The sequence below is a fragment of the Kushneria avicenniae genome, from assembly GCF_900112585.1.
Lineage (GTDB): Bacteria > Pseudomonadota > Gammaproteobacteria > Pseudomonadales > Halomonadaceae > Kushneria > Kushneria avicenniae.
The window spans coordinates 583,295-599,952 of record NZ_FOLY01000002.1; the positions used below are offsets into that span (position 1 = coordinate 583,295).

Annotated in this window: 19 protein-coding genes; 7 read left to right on the plus strand and 12 right to left on the minus strand. The window is 58.3% G+C overall.

The genetic code is table 11. From position 1 onward, the window contains the following. Positions 1-50: 50 nt before the first annotated feature. From sufC to BM079_RS05980, 5 genes are all read left to right on the plus strand, one after another. A complete protein-coding gene (gene sufC / locus BM079_RS05960) occupies positions 51-803 on the plus strand; it encodes a Fe-S cluster assembly ATPase SufC (RefSeq protein ID WP_090132037.1) in 753 nt (250 codons plus the stop codon). Beyond that, the gene (gene sufD, locus BM079_RS05965; RefSeq protein WP_090131743.1) at positions 800-2,125 is read left to right on the plus strand and encodes a Fe-S cluster assembly protein SufD; all 1,326 of its coding nucleotides are present in this window, start codon (positions 800-802) and stop codon (positions 2,123-2,125) included. The genes sufC and sufD overlap by 4 nt, the downstream gene beginning before the upstream one ends. After that, complete coding sequence (locus tag BM079_RS05970; protein WP_090131745.1) at positions 2,122-3,369, plus strand: aminotransferase class V-fold PLP-dependent enzyme; 1,248 nt, start codon at positions 2,122-2,124, stop codon at positions 3,367-3,369. The genes sufD and BM079_RS05970 overlap by 4 nt, the downstream gene beginning before the upstream one ends. A 21-nt stretch (positions 3,370-3,390) precedes the next feature. Beyond that, on the plus strand, positions 3,391-3,954 hold the full coding sequence (sufT, locus tag BM079_RS05975) for a putative Fe-S cluster assembly protein SufT (RefSeq protein WP_090131748.1): 564 nt from the start codon (positions 3,391-3,393) through the stop codon (positions 3,952-3,954). Positions 3,955-4,092: 138 nt separating this feature from the next. Further along, a complete protein-coding gene (locus BM079_RS05980; RefSeq protein ID WP_245742839.1) occupies positions 4,093-4,905 on the plus strand; it encodes a SanA/YdcF family protein in 813 nt (270 codons plus the stop codon). Here BM079_RS05980 and BM079_RS05985 read toward each other — a convergent pair. From BM079_RS05985 to BM079_RS06000, 4 genes are all read right to left on the minus strand, one after another. After that, complete coding sequence (locus BM079_RS05985; protein WP_090131749.1) at positions 4,890-5,333, minus strand: hypothetical protein; 444 nt, start codon at positions 5,331-5,333, stop codon at positions 4,890-4,892. The genes BM079_RS05980 and BM079_RS05985 overlap by 16 nt on opposite strands. Positions 5,334-5,491: 158 nt before the next feature. Continuing rightward, positions 5,492-6,400, minus strand: a complete 909-nt coding sequence (gene rimK / locus BM079_RS05990; protein WP_090131751.1) for a 30S ribosomal protein S6--L-glutamate ligase — start codon at positions 6,398-6,400, stop codon at positions 5,492-5,494. A gap of 22 nt (positions 6,401-6,422) precedes the next feature. Continuing rightward, positions 6,423-6,860, minus strand: a complete 438-nt coding sequence (locus tag BM079_RS05995) for an ATP-dependent zinc protease family protein (protein ID WP_090131753.1) — start codon at positions 6,858-6,860, stop codon at positions 6,423-6,425. Next, complete coding sequence (locus tag BM079_RS06000; protein WP_245742853.1) at positions 6,853-7,884, minus strand: DUF3549 family protein; 1,032 nt, start codon at positions 7,882-7,884, stop codon at positions 6,853-6,855. The genes BM079_RS05995 and BM079_RS06000 overlap by 8 nt, the downstream gene beginning before the upstream one ends. A gap of 282 nt (positions 7,885-8,166) precedes the next feature. On the opposite strand from BM079_RS06000, the gene BM079_RS06005 reads away from it, so the two are divergent. Continuing rightward, entirely contained in the window at positions 8,167-8,520 is a 354-nt protein-coding gene (locus BM079_RS06005; RefSeq protein ID WP_175489615.1) for a YqcC family protein, read from the plus strand. Next, positions 8,517-9,050 carry a gamma-glutamylcyclotransferase family protein gene (locus tag BM079_RS06010; protein ID WP_245742840.1) on the plus strand — a complete coding sequence of 178 codons (534 nt, stop codon included), beginning with the start codon at positions 8,517-8,519 and terminating at the stop codon, positions 9,048-9,050. Before BM079_RS06005 ends, BM079_RS06010 begins: the two co-directional genes overlap by 4 nt. A 96-nt stretch (positions 9,051-9,146) precedes the next feature. Here BM079_RS06010 and BM079_RS06015 read toward each other — a convergent pair whose 3' ends face one another. The 8 genes from BM079_RS06015 to mnmA all read right to left on the minus strand — a co-directional run bounded on the left by BM079_RS06015 (position 9,147) and on the right by mnmA (position 16,616). Beyond that, positions 9,147-9,716, minus strand: a complete 570-nt coding sequence (locus BM079_RS06015) for an OmpW/AlkL family protein (RefSeq protein WP_090131759.1) — start codon at positions 9,714-9,716, stop codon at positions 9,147-9,149. Positions 9,717-9,929: 213 nt separating this feature from the next. Beyond that, on the minus strand, positions 9,930-10,907 hold the full coding sequence (locus BM079_RS06020; protein ID WP_090131762.1) for a lipid A deacylase LpxR family protein: 978 nt from the start codon (positions 10,905-10,907) through the stop codon (positions 9,930-9,932). A 159-nt stretch (positions 10,908-11,066) separates the two neighbouring features. Then, the gene (locus BM079_RS06025; RefSeq protein ID WP_090131764.1) at positions 11,067-11,534 is read right to left on the minus strand and encodes an outer membrane lipoprotein; all 468 of its coding nucleotides are present in this window, start codon (positions 11,532-11,534) and stop codon (positions 11,067-11,069) included. Between the two features lie 189 nt (positions 11,535-11,723). Beyond that, positions 11,724-12,152, minus strand: a complete 429-nt coding sequence (locus BM079_RS06030; RefSeq protein ID WP_090131766.1) for a GNAT family N-acetyltransferase — start codon at positions 12,150-12,152, stop codon at positions 11,724-11,726. 2 nt (positions 12,153-12,154) lie between these two features. Next, complete coding sequence (locus BM079_RS06035; protein WP_090131768.1) at positions 12,155-13,354, minus strand: ribosomal protein uL16 3-hydroxylase; 1,200 nt, start codon at positions 13,352-13,354, stop codon at positions 12,155-12,157. Between the two features lie 57 nt (positions 13,355-13,411). After that, positions 13,412-14,788 (minus strand): adenylosuccinate lyase, encoded by a 1,377-nt coding sequence (gene purB, locus BM079_RS06040; protein WP_090131770.1) that lies wholly within the window; start codon positions 14,786-14,788, stop codon positions 13,412-13,414. Positions 14,789-14,865: 77 nt separating this feature from the next. Further along, the gene (hflD, locus tag BM079_RS06045; RefSeq protein ID WP_090131772.1) at positions 14,866-15,477 is read right to left on the minus strand and encodes a high frequency lysogenization protein HflD; all 612 of its coding nucleotides are present in this window, start codon (positions 15,475-15,477) and stop codon (positions 14,866-14,868) included. Next, positions 15,474-16,616: a tRNA 2-thiouridine(34) synthase MnmA gene (gene mnmA / locus BM079_RS06050; protein ID WP_090132044.1), complete on the minus strand. Its 1,143-nt coding sequence runs from the start codon at positions 16,614-16,616 to the stop codon at positions 15,474-15,476. Before mnmA ends, hflD begins: the two co-directional genes overlap by 4 nt. Between the last annotated feature and the right edge of the window lie 42 nt (positions 16,617-16,658).

Genomic DNA, 16,658 nt, shown 5'->3' on the forward strand with positions numbered 1-16,658 from the left:
TTTTTCTGCAGCCGCTCGACGGCGCATCATTACAGAATCAGGGTTACAACATGCTCGAGATCAAGGACCTTCACGCCACGGTAGAAGGCAGCGAAATTCTCAAGGGAATCACGTTGACCATCAATCCCGGTGAAGTACACGCCATCATGGGCCCCAACGGCGCGGGAAAATCGACCCTGTCAGCCGTGCTGGCCGGTCGCGATGGCTATGAGGTGACCCAGGGCTCCATTACCTTTGACGGCAAGGATCTCATGGAGATGGAAGTCGAAGAGCGTGCTCAGGCAGGCCTTCTGATGGGCTTCCAGTACCCGGTCGAAATTCCGGGGGTCAAGAACATCTATCTGCTCAAGTCGGCGCTTAATGCCCAGCGTGCGGCTCAGGGCCTTGACGAGATGCCGGCGCCGGAGTTCATGAAACTGATCAAGGAGAAGATCAGCTTCATGAAGATGGATTCGAGCTTTCTGCACCGCGCCGTCAACGAGGGGTTCTCCGGTGGTGAGAAAAAACGCAACGAAATCCTTCAGATGCTGGTGCTCCAGCCGAAGCTGGCTCTGCTTGACGAGATCGATTCCGGTCTCGACATCGACGCCATGAAAGTGGTGGCCGAGGGCGTCAATTCGCTGCGTGACGAGAATCGCGCGATTTTGATGGTGACCCACTATCAGCGTCTGCTGAACCACATCACGCCGGATCAGGTGCATGTCCTGATTGATGGTCGCATCGCCAAGTCCGGTGATCGTCACCTGGCCGAAGAGCTTGAAGCACGCGGTTATGAATGGGTTATCGAGGAGCCGGCTGCATGAGTCTGCCTGAAACGCTCATCAAGCGCCTGCATGAAGCACCTTCCGGTGAGCCCGAGTGGCTCTCCGAGAAGCGCCGTGCCGGAGCTTCACACTTTGAAACGGTCGGCTTTCCCACGCGTCGTGACGAGGCGTGGAAGTACACCGACATGTCACGACTTTCCAGTGCCGATTTCGCTCAGGCAGACAGCGCCGAGCTGGATCACGCGCGCTTTGACGCGCTCAGGCTGGATATCGATGCCTGCCGACTGGTCTTTGTCGATGGCCTCTTCAGTGAAGCGCTGTCCGATCTTCACAGACTGCCGGAAGGTGTTGAGGTGTCGCCGCTGTCCCGGGTCATGGCCGGTGATCAGCAGGCCATCAGCGAGCAGCTGGGACGGCTGACTGCCATCGATTTCTCCGCCTTTGCCGCGCTGAATACCGCGCTGACCGGCGAAGGTGCCGTGATCAATATCGGTAAAGGCAAGGCAGTTGAAACGCCGATCTATCTGCTGTTCATTTCGCGTAACAACACCACGCCGGTGATGAGCCATCCGCGCATTCTGGTGCGCTGTGAGGCCGAAAGCGAAGCAACCCTGATCGAGCACTACGCGGGCGAGCAGGGCGCTGCCAACCTGACCAATGTCGTCACGGAAATCGAGATGGCACCGGCCTCGAGGCTTTCGCACTACAAGCTGCAGGAGGCGAGTCAGAGTGAATATCACGTTGCCAGCATTCAGGTGGACCAGCAGCGCGACACCAACTTCACCTCGCACAACCTGAATCTGGGCGGTGCCGTGGTGCGCAACGACCTGATCAGCGATCTCAACGACGAGAACGCCACGGTGGATCTGCTGGGGCTCTTTTTCGGTCAGGATCGACAGCACATCGATAACCACACCAAGGTCAACCACAACGCGCCGCGCACGTATTCCAACGAGAATTACAAGGGTATTCTCGACGGTCGCGCCCGCGGGGTCTTCAACGGCCGGGTGTATATCAAGCGGGATGCACAGCAGGTGCTGGGCTATCAGAACAACGCCAACCTGCTGCTTTCCGATCGTGCCGAGATTGATACCAAGCCCGAGCTCGAAATCTACGCCGATGACGTGCAGTGCTCTCACGGGACGACCACCGGTCAGCTTGACGAGAATGCCATCTTTGCCCTGCGTGCCCGGGGCATCGACGAGCAGATGGCGCGCGGGCTGCTGACGCTGGCCTTTGCCAACGAGGTCATGGAGCGCATTCGCCATGGCGAGCTGACCGATCGGGTCGAACGTGCGGTTGCGGGCAAACTGCCTGACCGCTTCAATCTCGAAAGTCTGGTAGAAGATACTTCGCTATGAGCATGACTGACGAACTCACGCTGGATGTCGAGGTCCTGCGCGCGGAATTTCCCGTGCTGGGCCGCAGGGTCCACGGGGACAAGGCGCTGGTCTATTTTGATAATGCCGCGACGACCCAGACCCCGAAAGCCGTGCTGGATACCTGGGTGGATTATTTCGAGCGCTACAACGCCAATATCCATCGCGGGCTGCATCGTCTTGCCGATGAAGCCACGCAGGCCTATGAGCACAGCCGTGACACCGTACGTGAGTTCGTCAATGCCGAAGATGTTCGCGAGATCATCTTTACGCGTGGTACCACGGAAGCCATCAATCTGGTCGCTCAAAGCTGGGGGCGCAGCCAGCTCGTCGAGGGCGACGAGATTCTGATTTCCCGGCTCGAGCACCACTCCAACATTGTGCCGTGGCAGATGCTGGCGCAGGAGAAGGGGCTCACCATTCGGATCATTCCGGTGGATGAGCGCGGCGAGCTGGACATGGATGCCTATCGGGCGCTGTTCACGTCCAGAACCCGTTTGGTGTGTGTGGCGCATGTCTCCAACGCGCTGGGGACGGTCAACCCTGTCGCCGAGATGGCCCGCATTGCCCATGAACATGATGCGCGCATTCTTGTGGATGGCGCTCAGGCGGTCGCGCATACTCGTGTTGATGTTCAGACTCTCGACGTTGACTTCTACGCCTTTTCTGGACACAAGCTCTACGGGCCGACCGGTATCGGCGTGCTCTATGGCCGTTTGTCCCTGCTGGAGGCGATGCCGCCCTGGCAGGGCGGTGGTGAAATGATCAGGACCGTCAGCCTTGAAGAGGGCACCCGCTTTGCCGAGCCTCCCCATCGCTTCGAGGCCGGCACCCCGGCCATCGCCGAAGTGATTGCGCTGGAGCGCGCCATTCGCTGGGTAACCAATCTTCACTTCGAGCTGCTTGAAGAGTGGGAGCAGCGTCTTTTGAAGCATGCCACCGATCGCATGAAGGGCATCGACGGCATGCGCATCATTGGTGAGGCGCCGCACAAGGCGGCGGTGATCTCCTTTGTGGTGGAAGGCGCCCACTCTCAGGACATCGGTCTGCTGGTCGATCAGTTTGGCGTGGCCATCCGCACCGGGCATCACTGCGCGCAGCCTCTGATGCATCACTACGGGCTTGATGCCACCTGCCGGGCCTCGTTTGCCGCGTACAATACGCTTGAAGAGGTCGATTACTTTGTCGATGCCCTCCAGCGTGTCGTGACCATGGTCCGGGACTGAGCATATCAAAGAGGGTTATTGATGAGCGCGATCACGTCCCTGCAGAAGGGGCAACAGCTGCCGCTGCAGCGTAATGTCGAGGCCATTTCGATTCCCTTTGGCAAGCCGGTCTGGCTTGACGAGGACGAGACGGTTCAGGTCATGCAGGCGCTCGGAACGTCGGTGTCGGTGCTGCACAAGGGCAACATGTTCCTGATCGAGGGCTTCAATCTGGATGCCTTCGGAATGGAGCCCATGGAAAGGCCCCATCTGGCTGACGGCGCAACTGATGAGGCGCTGGAGGCCTTTGCCTGGGCGCAGCTTCGCACCTGTTTTGACCCCGAAATCCCGGTCGATATCGTCGAGCTGGGTCTGGTCTACGGCTGTCGAATCACGACCCTGATCGATGGCCAGAAAATGGCACAGATCAAAATGACGCTGACGGCGCCGGGCTGCGGCATGGGCGAGGTGATTGCCGAAGACGCCAGGCACAAGATTCTTGGCGCCGAGCAGATCACTCGCGTCAATGTCGAGCTTGTTTTCGACCCACCGTGGTCCCGGGACATGATGAGCGATGAGGCAAGGCTTGCGCTCAACATGTTTTGAACCTCACAAAAGGCCTTGTTTGACGCCCCGAGAGCATTACTCTCGGGGCGTTTTTGCATGGGGATTGCTCGGTTACGGGCACTCGCTTAAGCTGACGGGCGGTCTGTTTCGGTGATCTCCCCACGCATGAACAAATACATGGCAGGATTGCTCAAGGCCATGGCCATCATGGGGGCCATGGCACTGGTGCTGGCCGTCGTGATAACGGCAGGTGCCAACTACTGGGTATGGCGCAAGACTCATGCCAGCATCACGCTTGAGAGCGAGCAGTGCGTGCATGAACCGGTCGGGCTGGTCTTTGGCACGTCTTACGGACTTCGCGGTGGAGGGGAAAATCCCTGGTATCGAGCCAGACTCGATCTGGCAGCGCGTCTCTGGAAATCGGGGCAGGTGGATCATCTGCTGCTGTCGGGGGATAACCACACGCGCTACTACAACGAGCCCATCAGAATGTGGCGTGATTTGCGTCGAGTGCAGATCCCGGATGCGGTCATGACGCTGGACTACGCCGGTTTCAGTACCTTCGACACGCTCACCCGCAGCCGGGATGTCTTTGGCGTCTCGAGGGTCACACTCATTTCACAGCGCTGGCATCTGCCGCGGGCGTTGTTCATTGCGCAGTATCTCGGGCTGGACGCCAGGGGGTGCGCCACGCGCCAGCGCTCGATCATCGATGATCGCTGGATGTGGGCAAGAGAGGTATTTGCCCGGGTACAGGTGATTGCTGATCTCTACCTGCTGGATCGTCACCCCTACTTTCTGGGGCCCAGCATTGCGCTGCCCACCGGCGACGCCGACGGCGCCATCATTCCCGTTTATCAGCGTGTATCCATGCCGGCACCGGTGGAAAGCGCCCTGAGTGATGTTCGAAGCCTTCTCGATACTCGTCCAGACGAGGCGTCGATGAAGCACTGGCGGGCATTCGATCCAGTCGATCAGCGTCTTTTTTGATGCTGATACTGGTGCAGAATCCGGATGGTGGCGCGGCAGTTTTTCCATAGCCGCTCCATGACAGGCTCGATCTCCTCGGGCAGAGCGTGGGTCATCATGGTCGACAGGGCCTGCATGATGACGCGCTCCTGCTCAAGCAGCTCGTTGATCAGTACGTGCTCGTTATTGACCACAAAGCTTTTGAGACGACTCCAGAGCCAGAGATAGTCATCGCGCTCGACATCGGCATCGCGGGGAAGAAGATCAAGATGACGTCGCGCCTGCTGCTGTAGCAGACGCATGTCCTGACGACGTTCCTCGAAACAGGGGGTGAGTGCCTCACGCATGTCATTGCGCAGGCGGGCAGTATTATCCTGATAATAGTCAAGGCTATCGGCCAGAGCCTCGAGCAGGTTATCCATCGCCGCCTGGCGATTGTCGAGAAACATGAGGGGCTATCTCCACTGATGCCAGAAGAATTGGGAAAGCGTTGAAATTCTAACGCGCCCGGGAGATTTGTAACATCCATCAGCAGGGATTAATCCTGCAAAATACCTGCCGATGGCGCCGCGCGCTCTTGGTGGTGGCCTGATGCCCCGTCAGGCTGTCAGCCCCTGGGCCGTGGCGGTGCCTTTTTGGCCGGTGCGGCATTGCGAGCGATATGCTCGATAATGATGCCTGCCACATCCTTGCCGGTGCTGGTCTCGATGCCCTGAAGCCCCGGCGAGGAGTTGACTTCCATGATGACCGGCCCGTGGTTGGAGCGTAGAAGATCCACACCCGCCACCTGAAGACCCATGGCCTTGGCTGCGCGAATTGCGGTGGAGCGTTCCTCCGGGGTAATGCGAATGCTGCTGGCGCTGCCGCCGCGGTGCAGGTTGGAGCGAAACTCGCCTTCGGCCGCCTGGCGTTTCATGGCGGCCACGACCTTGTCTCCAACCACAAAGCAGCGTAGATCCGCACCACGGGCTTCCTTGATGTATTCCTGCACCATGATGTTGGCGTTGAGCCCCATGAAAGCCTGGATCACGCTCTCGGCCGCCTGCTGGGTTTCTGCCAGTACCACACCGATGCCCTGAGTACCCTCCAGCAGCTTGATGACCAGTGGCGCACCCTTGACCATCTTGATCAGGTCAGGGATGTCGTCAGGGGAGTGGGCAAATCCTGTAATCGGCAGCCCCAGCCCCTTGCGCGACAGCAGCTGTAGCGAGCGCAGCTTGTCACGCGAGCGGGTAATGCCGACCGAATCATTGAGGACATAGGTACCCATCATCTCGAACTGACGCAGCACCGCCGTGCCGTAAAAGGTGACCGAGGCACCGATACGCGGGATGACGGCATCAAAGGGTTCGAGTTCCTCACCACGGTAGTGGATCGTGGGGTGGTGAGAGGCGATGTTCATGTAGCAGCGCAGGGTATCGATCACGCGTACCGTATGCCCACGCTGCTCGGCAGCCTCGATCAGTCGTCGTGTGGAGTACAGATTACGATTGCGGGACAACAAGGCGATATGCATGAGAAGTCCTTTTGAACCGGGCTCAGGGGGTGCCATGCAAAAAGGACGCGCCCGGGGCGACCAGCACCCTTTTCATGGCACGACGTCCCAGCAGCATGGGATGTTTCATGGCTGCGCGATCCACCAGGGTCAGATCCAGATCCTGGGTCAGTTCTCCCAGCCGCATGGCCGTGCGAATCACGTATCGCCAGCTGGCATGGCCGTTGGAGCTTCTGATCTTGCGTCGATCACTGAGCGGCAGGGTGAAACGACCGGCATCCTGCAGCGCATCGCCGCTCAACGTATTGAAGCTGATCCACCACTGACCATGCTGCTCGAAGGCATGAATGTTTTCGGCATGCAGGGCAGACGTTCTGGCACCAGTGTCGATCTTGCAGTTCAGGCGTAAATCGAGTTCAGGCAGGGTCACCATTTCACGACGACCCACGATGGCTCTTGGTGTATAGGGTAGCTCATCCATGCTGTTCTCTCTGTATCGCGTCAATCTGCTGCCACAGGCTGGAGCCGGGGCTTGCCTGTTTCATGGCCATGATCAGGGGCAGCCGAAGGCGCGGAATCCGGGTAAGGTCACGAACCAGTACCCTGAAATCGTGTGCTTCAAGCTGCGAGATAGTGACAAGATAGCTGATGGAGCGACGCTCGTGTTCGAGATGATGCCAGCCGCGGGCGGCCATGACGGCAAGCTCTGCAGCGTCTGGCGCACCGTCAAGCCGCTGTTCAAGCCAGATACCGGCGCGCTCGAGCGGGCTGGAGAGAATGGCGCCCAAAACAGCCTGTTGCAGAGAGGCACTGTTTTCGGTCTCGTAGTGCGTGATCAGCGCCTCGAGCAGCGCTTCCTGCTGCACGCAGGCATGGGCAAGAGCGTCGCACAGGGCGATCAGTGCCTGATCAGGGAGATCCGAGACGCGGGTTGCCAGACAAAGCTCATCTTCATTTGTTCGACGCACGACAAGATCGGCGATGCCCTGTAGCCCCAGCTCCTGCCATGACGGCTCATCATTGTCTGAATCATCATCCCCCAGGTAATAGGCACGCGCGCCATCATGGTATTGGCTGGGTGGCCGGGCCAGGTCATGCGCAATGCGTGCGTGCAACATGGCTCTGGTGAAATCATCAGGTTGATGGGCAATGGCAACGTTTTTGAGCGTTTCTGCAGCGCTGTCGAGCGACAGGCTGCCGTCGGGTGAGCGCTGGACGGTGCCTATCAATTGATCAAGGAAATTATCGCGCATTGCCGGCACCAGCATGGACTGCTCATCCAGAGGCAGTGCCAGACACCAGATCATGGGCTCGCTCCCGGGTGCGGGAGTGAACACCAGTGCGACTCTGGCCTGTGATTGCCAGGGCTGGGACCACGCTACCTGCTGCGCCTCGAAGGCCCTGAAGTGCTCGATATCGCAGGGCGCCACTCGGCGACCGAGATGGTAAATGCGGGGCGTGATATCGGCATGGGCAAAAAGGTCGACGAGCGTAGGCGTTAACATCAAGGCATTTCCAGAGAGATTCATGTCGGCGCGGGCGCGCAATGTATCGTGTTGACGGTCAGTGCGCCAGTAGAGTGCTGTGCAAAAAATAAACAATTTTCCGGAGCCGGCGAATCAACAGGGGCGGGCAAAACTATCCATGGCTTATCCACAATCTCGTTCAGTCGATCTGTGCAAAAGGTGATGACCATTTAATGGCAGCTTCGTGTCAGGCGTTCATCATTTTATTCATCCTGCCGCGCCCGCATAATGATCAACATCATTTCTTCAATGGGAGTTTCAATGACGCAACATGAATCGCTGGATATCGCTCTGACGCGGCTCGAAGCTGCCATGCGCGCGGGGGATCTGTGGCAGAACCAGATCGAGCCGGACCCCTCCGCCTTTGACAGTGAGCAGCCCTTTTATGCCGATACCATGACGCTGGGTCAGTGGCTGAAATTTGTGTTGATCCCCCGGCTGCGACGGCTGATGGAAAACGAGCACTCGCTGCCGGCCAGCGCCAACATCGCGCCGGCAGCCGAGGTATATCTGCAGGAAAGCAGGACCAGCGTTCGGCTGCCGATTCTGGAAGCGCTGCGCGATGTGGATAACGTGCTGGTTCATGGCGAGCTGCGGGCACAGGAGGAGCAATGAGCAGCTCGACGGCCGACAGTGGCGTGGAGGTGCATTACTACTTTGCCTACGGCAGCAACATGAACGTGGCCAGAATGCAGGCTCGCGTCGGCGCCACTCGGCGCATGCTGTCGGCGACGCTCAAGAACTGGCAGCTTTATTTCGACAAGGCTTCTCGTGTGGACGGCGTGGCGCATGCCAATGTCAGAATGGAAGAGGGCGGGCAGGTCGAAGGGGTGCTGTATGAACTGAGCCATCCCGCGCAGATTCGGGAAATGGACCCCTTTGAGGGTCATCCCACCGAATACTGTCGTCAGGTCGAAACGGTAGAGACGCTTCACGGTCCGCTGGCAGCATGGGTTTATGTGGCGTTGCCAGAAAAAACGGCATCCGATCGGCTGCCCGCACGCGAATACCTGTCACATCTTCTGGCTGGCAGGGACTTTCTCAGTTACCCCTATCTTGAACAATTGAATGCTCAGGAGTGTATCGACAGCCTTGGAGACGAGGCGCTACTGACGCTGGGTATTTCCAGAAGCACGCCAAAATAAGCGCAACCGGTATAAAAGGACAAGAAAAAGGCCACCCGGTAGGGTGGCCTTTTGTATTCTGCAGTAACCTGCGCAGAAGATGTCGTGTTCAGCCGCTTAGAAGCGGAAGGAGACACCGCCACCTACAGTCAGCGGATCGATATCACGATCACCGCCATCGGTGTAATCAGCTTTCAGATCAGTGTACTGGACAAAGCCATTCAGCGCCCAGTTGTCAGTGATCATAAGATCGGTACCAACCTGTGCAGTCGGTGCCCACTGACGCTTCTCGAAGCTGTCAGCGCCGCCGTTGAGGCTTGAATCATTAAAGGTAACGTAGCTGGCGCCCAGGCCGGCATACGGCTGAACGCGCGAATCAGTGCCGCCCAGCGGGTAGTACTGCGCCATGATGTTGTACTGCTTCATCTTGAAGCTGTCACCATTGTTACCATCGTAATCATTGCTATTGCTGCCGCTGAGTTCAACGCCCAGCTTGTCAAACGGCATGACACCGATAGCGCCGTTCCAGGTGTTTTCGTCATTGAAGCCGCCGCTGGCCGTAATGTCGGATTTGACGACATCGGCGCGGGCATAGACATCACCCTGGCCATAAGCCATGGCAGACTGAGCGGCGAAAACGCTGGTACCTACCAGAACAGAAGCTGCGAAAATTTTGTTCAGAGTCATGATCTTCTCCTTGCTCAAGACGAGGGGGTGTCTCGCTTGATTCTGATTAGAAAACGGTGTTTCTTAATGCATGACGAAACTATAGAAAACACTGTTTTATTTGTCACGTATTTTTTTTGCAGTTTTTATCATTGGTTTAATAGATAAAGACTATGGTGAGTATGGTAGACGTAATCGGCATATCTGGATCAGGTCTATCCAGAGGGGCAAGCACTACAGCCAACTGGAGAGGGTGACAACGCCAAAGTAGTCATCTCCATCCTGTTGTTCGAATTCGCGGCTGCGTTTCAGGGTTATCAGACTTAAATTGTAGCGATCCCATGAGATCGCGCCACCAATCTCCAGATCACCAACCCACTGTCGCTTGTCAACGCTGTGACTGTCTTCGAAGGTGTTGCCATCCAGCAGCATGTTGTGGGCCACAAAGCGTCCCTGAACATTGCCGAACAGGTACCAGTTGAAGGCGCGATCGCGGGAAAACATCATGTCCGAGGATGTATAAGGGGCCATGCTGGGGGTGGTGTACAGGTCATCCAGTCGTCGACCCAGTCGAATGCCCAGTCCGGCGGAAGCGTAGTCGTACAGATTCCCCAGGGCGAAGCCTGCATTGGGACCATATTCCAGTGCCAGGCTGCCCAGACTGTCGCGATACCACCAGCTGCGCTGCATGGCGAGTGTGACAGTAGGCTCATTATGCAATTGATTATGCCATCCCCTGGGATCGTCGCTATCGACCAGGTGATGAAAGTTTTTCTGTACTGCCTTGGCCCCCGAGCCCGGGCCGACAAGACCGACATCCAGTGAGAAGGCATCATCAATACGCCATTTTGGCGTCATATTATGGCGATAAAGCGACAGCCCACCGTAAAGATAGCCTGCATAGGGGCGGTCATCGGTGATCAGGTCGCGGCGTTTGGTATCTTCCGGTGTGTACATCTGCTGTCCGAACCGGTAGGAGGCGGCATCCACATCTCCAGCGGCCCAGCCCGGGATCCAGCTGGCGACCGAGCGGGTCCAGTGATTGCCTTCCGGTTCGAAACTCCAGCTGCCCTCAAGCCCGTTCGTGTAGTGACCGTCATCGCTTCGAGCCGCAAGGAAGTCGTTGGTGAACTTGAAGGTCAAAACGCCATCTGCCATGGCAGAAGCGGAAAAAAGCAGGCTACTGCCCACCAGTATCGCGCAACGGATCATGAGAAAAGTTCCCTTTTTGATGACATTATTTTCCTTAACGGGCTTACTTTAACCGATGATCGAACATCCTGCTTTCCCTTATGTTTATCGGATGTATTAAAAAAACCGCCTTGATGGCGGTTTTTTTACGTGCGCAACGATGTCAGGGGTTGAGAAGGCTTATTCCGGTGCAATGCTCATGCTGTTGCCGGAGCCGATCAGCCGGACCCGCTGACCGGGCTGGTAGGGCGTATCTGCCTTCTGGACCACCACAATGTCCTGGCCGCTGTCGGTTCGGACCTGAATCTCGTAGGCGCTGACCTGATTGGCACGATCTTCAACCTTGCTGCCGGCGATGGCGCCGCCAATGCCGCCTACTGCGGTCGTCAGAACACGTCCGGAGCCACCGCCGAACTGGTTGCCCAGCAGGCCGCCGAGTACGGCGCCGCCGATGCCGCCCAGACCCGAATTGTTTTCATTGCCGGCCTGAATGGTGACCGGCCGCACACCGGTAACAGTGCCGTAGGTCACGTTACGGGCGGTCTTGGCCTGATTACCGGTATAGGTGTTGCCGGAATAGATATCGCTATTGGCACACCCTCCAAGAGTCAGGGCGCCAAGGGCTGCAACAACAAGATAACGCTTCATGGGTAACTCCTGCGTCGGCAAGGGAAACCGACGGGCTGTTTGTTCTGGAACACTGTTTGACAATCAGAATGAATAGAGGTTTCCACTACCTGCAACGGCATTACGGTGACTGTCCAATCGATTGCCACAAGGCATCTGCAACACTGTAGCCTGCAGACATATCCACTGCCACCGATGATGCGTCAATGCTCAGGCAAGTCTCAGGGTCATGTCGCGATGATCGATGCCGGCCTCGCTGTAGACCTCTCCATGGGCGACAAAGCCCAACTGCTTGTAAAAGCCCAGAGCATGGGTCTGGGCGCTGAGCTCGCATCGGGTAAACCCGCGCGCGCGGGCACTGTCGATCACATGATACATCAGCTGTACGCCAAGCCCGCGGCCGCGATGGGAGGCCAGAATAGCAACACGCCCGATATGACCATCAGGCAGCAGTCTGGCAGTGCCGCAGGCAACCGCACCGTCATGCATTAAAAAATGAAGGCACTCGGAGTCAAGGTCATCAAGCTCATCGCTTTCGCTCACGCCCTGTTCCTGAATGAACACGATGCGTCGAATATGGCTGCAGGCCTCGTTCAGCGAGGCCCAGTCACCGCTTTCGATCACGATGCCCTCACGCATGCTCAGTCATCCGCAGTGTCATCGTCATCATCGAAATCGTCATCATCTTCCACCCAGCGCAGGCTGCCACGATTAACGAGGGTGGCCAGCAGGGCAGTAGCGCCTTCCATTGCAAGCACGTCCTGATCGATGGATCTGGTAGCAGAGAGTCGCTTTGCCAGTGCCGGGCTGCAGGCGTAGCCGTCGCCATCGACAAAAAGCGTGGCGCTTTCCCCATGCGGGTGCCATGCCATGCGCGAGCCCGGTGCCGGTTCCAGCAGATCACCCTCGACGAGCGCCTGATTGAGGGTGTCCTCGCTGGCCGGTGTCATCGGCGGCATGAGTTGATCGGGGTATTTGACCTGGGTCATGGTGCGCCCGAACCACTGCGCCATCTGCTCGGGGTTATCCAGCGCGGCCAGCATCTGCTGACGGACGCGGGCCAGCGTCGTGTCATCGATCAGGGCGCTGTCATCGGAAGCATTGAGGTCGCCATCCTGATACCGAGAGGATTCATCGAGCTGCTCGCCCAGATAGTCGGCCCAGGACGTCACCATTTCATCCATGGAAGGCGCGCGAAAGCCAACCGAGAAGGTCATGCAGTCCTCGCTTTCGCTGACGCCGTGATGCGCCACGCGCGGCGGCAGATACAGCATGTCGCCGGGCTCGAGCACCCACTCCTGATCATTGGAGACCTGAAAGTCGGCCAGAATGCGCAGATCGATACCATCAATGATGGGGGCATCCTCGGGCATGACATCGCCAAGCTGCCAGCGACGCTGACCGCTGGCCTGAAGGAGAAACACGTCGTAGTTGTCAACGTGCGCGCCCACATTGCCGCCCGGTGGGGCAAAACTGATCATGATGTCATCAAGGCGCCAGCGTGGAATGAAGGTGAAGTGTTCCAGCAGTTCGTCCACTTCCGGCACGTAGTGGTCCACGGCCTGCACCAGCAGCGACCAGTCGCGCCGTCCAAGCCGGGCAAAGGTCTCTTCGTCAAAGGGACCATGAGAGACCTGCCAGACCTTGTCCGGCCCCTCCAGCTCGACCAGACGGGCTTCGACGTTGTCTTCGCAGGCCAGCCCCGCCAGATCGTCGGGATCAAGCGGTGACTGGAAGTCCGGGAAGGCGCCCCTGATCAGCAGCGGTTTTTTCTGCCAGTAATCGCGTAGAAAGGTCTCGGCCGACATGCCTCCCAGCGGGAGTTGGGTATGATCTGTCATGATCTGTTGTGCCTCATGATAGTTGTGCCCCGTAATGGTTGTGCCCCGTGATGGATGTCAGGTGCGTGTAAGGTCGTGTGCCTGTTCGGCGGCGTTACCGGTGTAGCTGGCCGGTGTCATGGTCTTCAGACGCGCCTTCACCTCTTCGGGCAGCTCGAGCGTATCGATGAATTCGGCAAAACCTGCCTGATCGATCCGGCGCCCGCGGGTCAGTTCCTTGAGCTTTTCGTAGGGTTTTTCGATACCGTAGCGGCGCATGACGGTCTGTACCGGTTCCGCCAGCACTTCCCAGCTCTGATCCAGGTCGGCGTTCAGTCGTTCCGGGTTGCTTTCCAGCTTGCCGATGCCCTTGAGCGTGGCCTGATAGGCGATCAGACCGTGCGCCAGACCCACGCCCAGGTTGCGCAGCACGGTGGAGTCGGTCAGGTCACGCTGCCAGCGGGAAATCGGCAGCTTCTGTGCCAGATGCCCCAGAATGGCATTGGCCAGTCCCAGATTGCCTTCGGAGTTCTCGAAGTCGATCGGGTTGACCTTGTGCGGCATGGTTGAGGAGCCGATTTCACCTTCCACGGTGCGCTGCTTGAAATAGCCCAGCGAGATATAGCCCCAGACATCGCGGTCGAAGTCGATCAGGATGGTGTTGAAGCGACAGACACTGTCGAAGAATTCGGCAATGTAGTCATGCGGCTCGATCTGGGTGGTATAGGGGTTGAAGGTCAATCCCAGACGGTCAATGAACACGCGTGCGTTGTCGGCCCAGTCGATCTCGGGATAGGCCGCCAGGTGGGCGTTGTAGTTGCCGACCGCACCGTTGATCTTGCCCAGCATTTCGATGGACTCGACCTGCTTGAGCTGACGGCGCAGGCGATGCACCACGTTGGCCATCTCCTTGCCCAGCGTGGTGGGGCTGGCGGTCTGACCGTGAGTGCGCGACAGCATGGGCTGATCAGCATGTTCCTGCGCCAGACGGGTTACCGCCTCGACGATCTCGCGCATGGTGGGCAGCAAAACGTTATCGAGACCGGCACGCAGCATCAGCGCGTGTGACAGGTTGTTGATGTCTTCACTGGTGCAGGCAAAGTGCACGAATTCGCTGATGGCTTCCAGCTCTTCGTGGCCCTCGAACTTCTCCTTGAGGAAGTATTCGATGGCCTTGACGTCGTGATTGGTGGTGCGCTCAATGGTCTTGACGCGCTCGGCGTCTTCAACGGAGAAGTCGCTGATCAGCTGATTTAGATACTGGCGCGATGTTTCCGACAGCGGCGGGACTTCCTCGATCTGCTCGTGTTCGGCCAGACGTTCCAGCCAGCGCACCTCGACAATGACGCGAGCGCGAATCAGGCCGTATTCACTGAAGTGTTCACGCAGCGCCATTGTCTTGCTGCCATAGCGGCCGTCAACGGGAGAAAGAGCGGTCAGTGCTGAAAGTTCCATCGTGAGTCCCGGGTCCATACCCAATCGTTGTGAAATTAAAAAGGCAGCCCGGGAAGGCGCTGCCCGTAAAGCCGTAATTACCTGTCGAGCGATTTGAGCGCGCGTCGAATGCCGCTGCGTCCGGCGATCAGTTTCCAGCGCCGGCCACCCTGCTGGTGCCAGAGCAGGGCAAAGCGCACGCCGGACAGCAGGATCGCCCTGACCCTTTCGGGCATCTGGCGGCTCTGAAGCAGTGAAGGATCACCCTGTACCACGATGCGATAACGAAAGGTGGAAAGGGTGTCCTGATAGATCTCTCCAAGGCTTGCCACCACGTTTTCGTGCAGCTCGCCGAAATGCTCGGACTGCGCCTGAACCCGGTTCAGCCGCTGGCCCAGCGTGTTCATCATCTCGGTGTTCTTGCGCAGACGATGCATGAGCAGAATCAGCGAGAAGCCGTAGCGCATGACGTTGGGAGAGACCTGCTGGCGTGTGAGCACACCGTCAAGCGTTTCGATGCCGGGGCGCAGATTGTTGATCTGATGGCCGTAGATGTCCTCGAACGAGGCAGGGTCGGTATCCAGCGTGGCCCTGATCAGGGTCGACCAGGCACGCTCATTGGTATGCCCCGTGCGGGCGAGTTCATCGACCACGGTGGCGGCCTGAAACACGCCGGCCAGCGCCAGCGCCTGCCGCGCCTCACTGTTCATGCTGCACTCTCCAGCGCCTGACGAAACGTTGTGGCAATCACCGCACCGCCCAGACAGACACCGCCCTCGTAAAGGACCGCGGACTGACCGGGCGTGACGGCGCGCTGGGGTTCGTCAAAGATCAGCGTCACGCTCTGGTCCTCATTGATGATCACCCGGCAGGGCTGATCGCTCTGACGATAGCGAATCTTGGCACTGGCGCGAAAGTCACGTGTTGCCGGCGGCTCGCCGATCCAGTGCATGACTTCGGTGGTCAGCGACTGGCGATACAGCAGGTCGTGATGCTTGCCCTGTACCGCGATCAGAACGTTACGCTCGAGATCCTTGTCCGCCACATACCAGGGCGCTTCGGGATAGCCGTTGATACCCCCGATGCCAAGCCCCTGGCGCTGGCCCAGGGTGTAATACATCAGCCCCATGTGCTCGCCGATATCCTCGCCCTCCGGCGTCTGGATCCGTCCGGACTGTGCCGGCAAGTACTGGCGCAGAAAATCGGCAAAGCGACGCTCGCCGATAAAGCAGATGCCGGTGGAATCCTTCTTGCGTGCCGTGGCCAGGCCGTGCTGTTCGGCCAGTGCCCGCACCTCGGACTTTTCCATTTCACCGATCGGGAACAGGGTGCGACTCAGGGCCTGTTCACTGACCGCATGCAGGAAATAGCTCTGATCCTTGTTGGCATCGATACCCTTGCACAGCAGGGTATGTCCGTCACGATCCTCGCGGCGGACATAGTGGCCGGTGGCGATCAGGTCGGCACCCAGCATGGCGGCGTAATCAAGAAAGACCTTGAACTTGATTTCACGGTTGCAAAGGATATCCGGGTTGGGCGTTCGACCGGCCCGGTACTCTTCAAGAAAGTGTTCGAAAACGTTATCCCAGTACTCGGCGGCAAAGTTGGCCGTGTGCAGGCGAATGCCCAGCCGATCGCAGACGGCCTGGGCATCGGCCAGATCGGCCTTTGCCGTGCAGTACTCGGTACCGTCGTCCTCGTCCCAGTTCTTCATGAAAAGGCCTTCCACGTGATAGCCCTGCTCGAGCAGCAAGAGGGCGGTCACGGAAGAGTCCACACCGCCGGACATGCCCACGATGACCCTTGAAGGGGTGGAAGAGGAGGCTGTGTTGTTGACAGGAGAAGTCATGGCGTACCCGTCGTCAGAAATCATTTGGCCGCCATTATACGC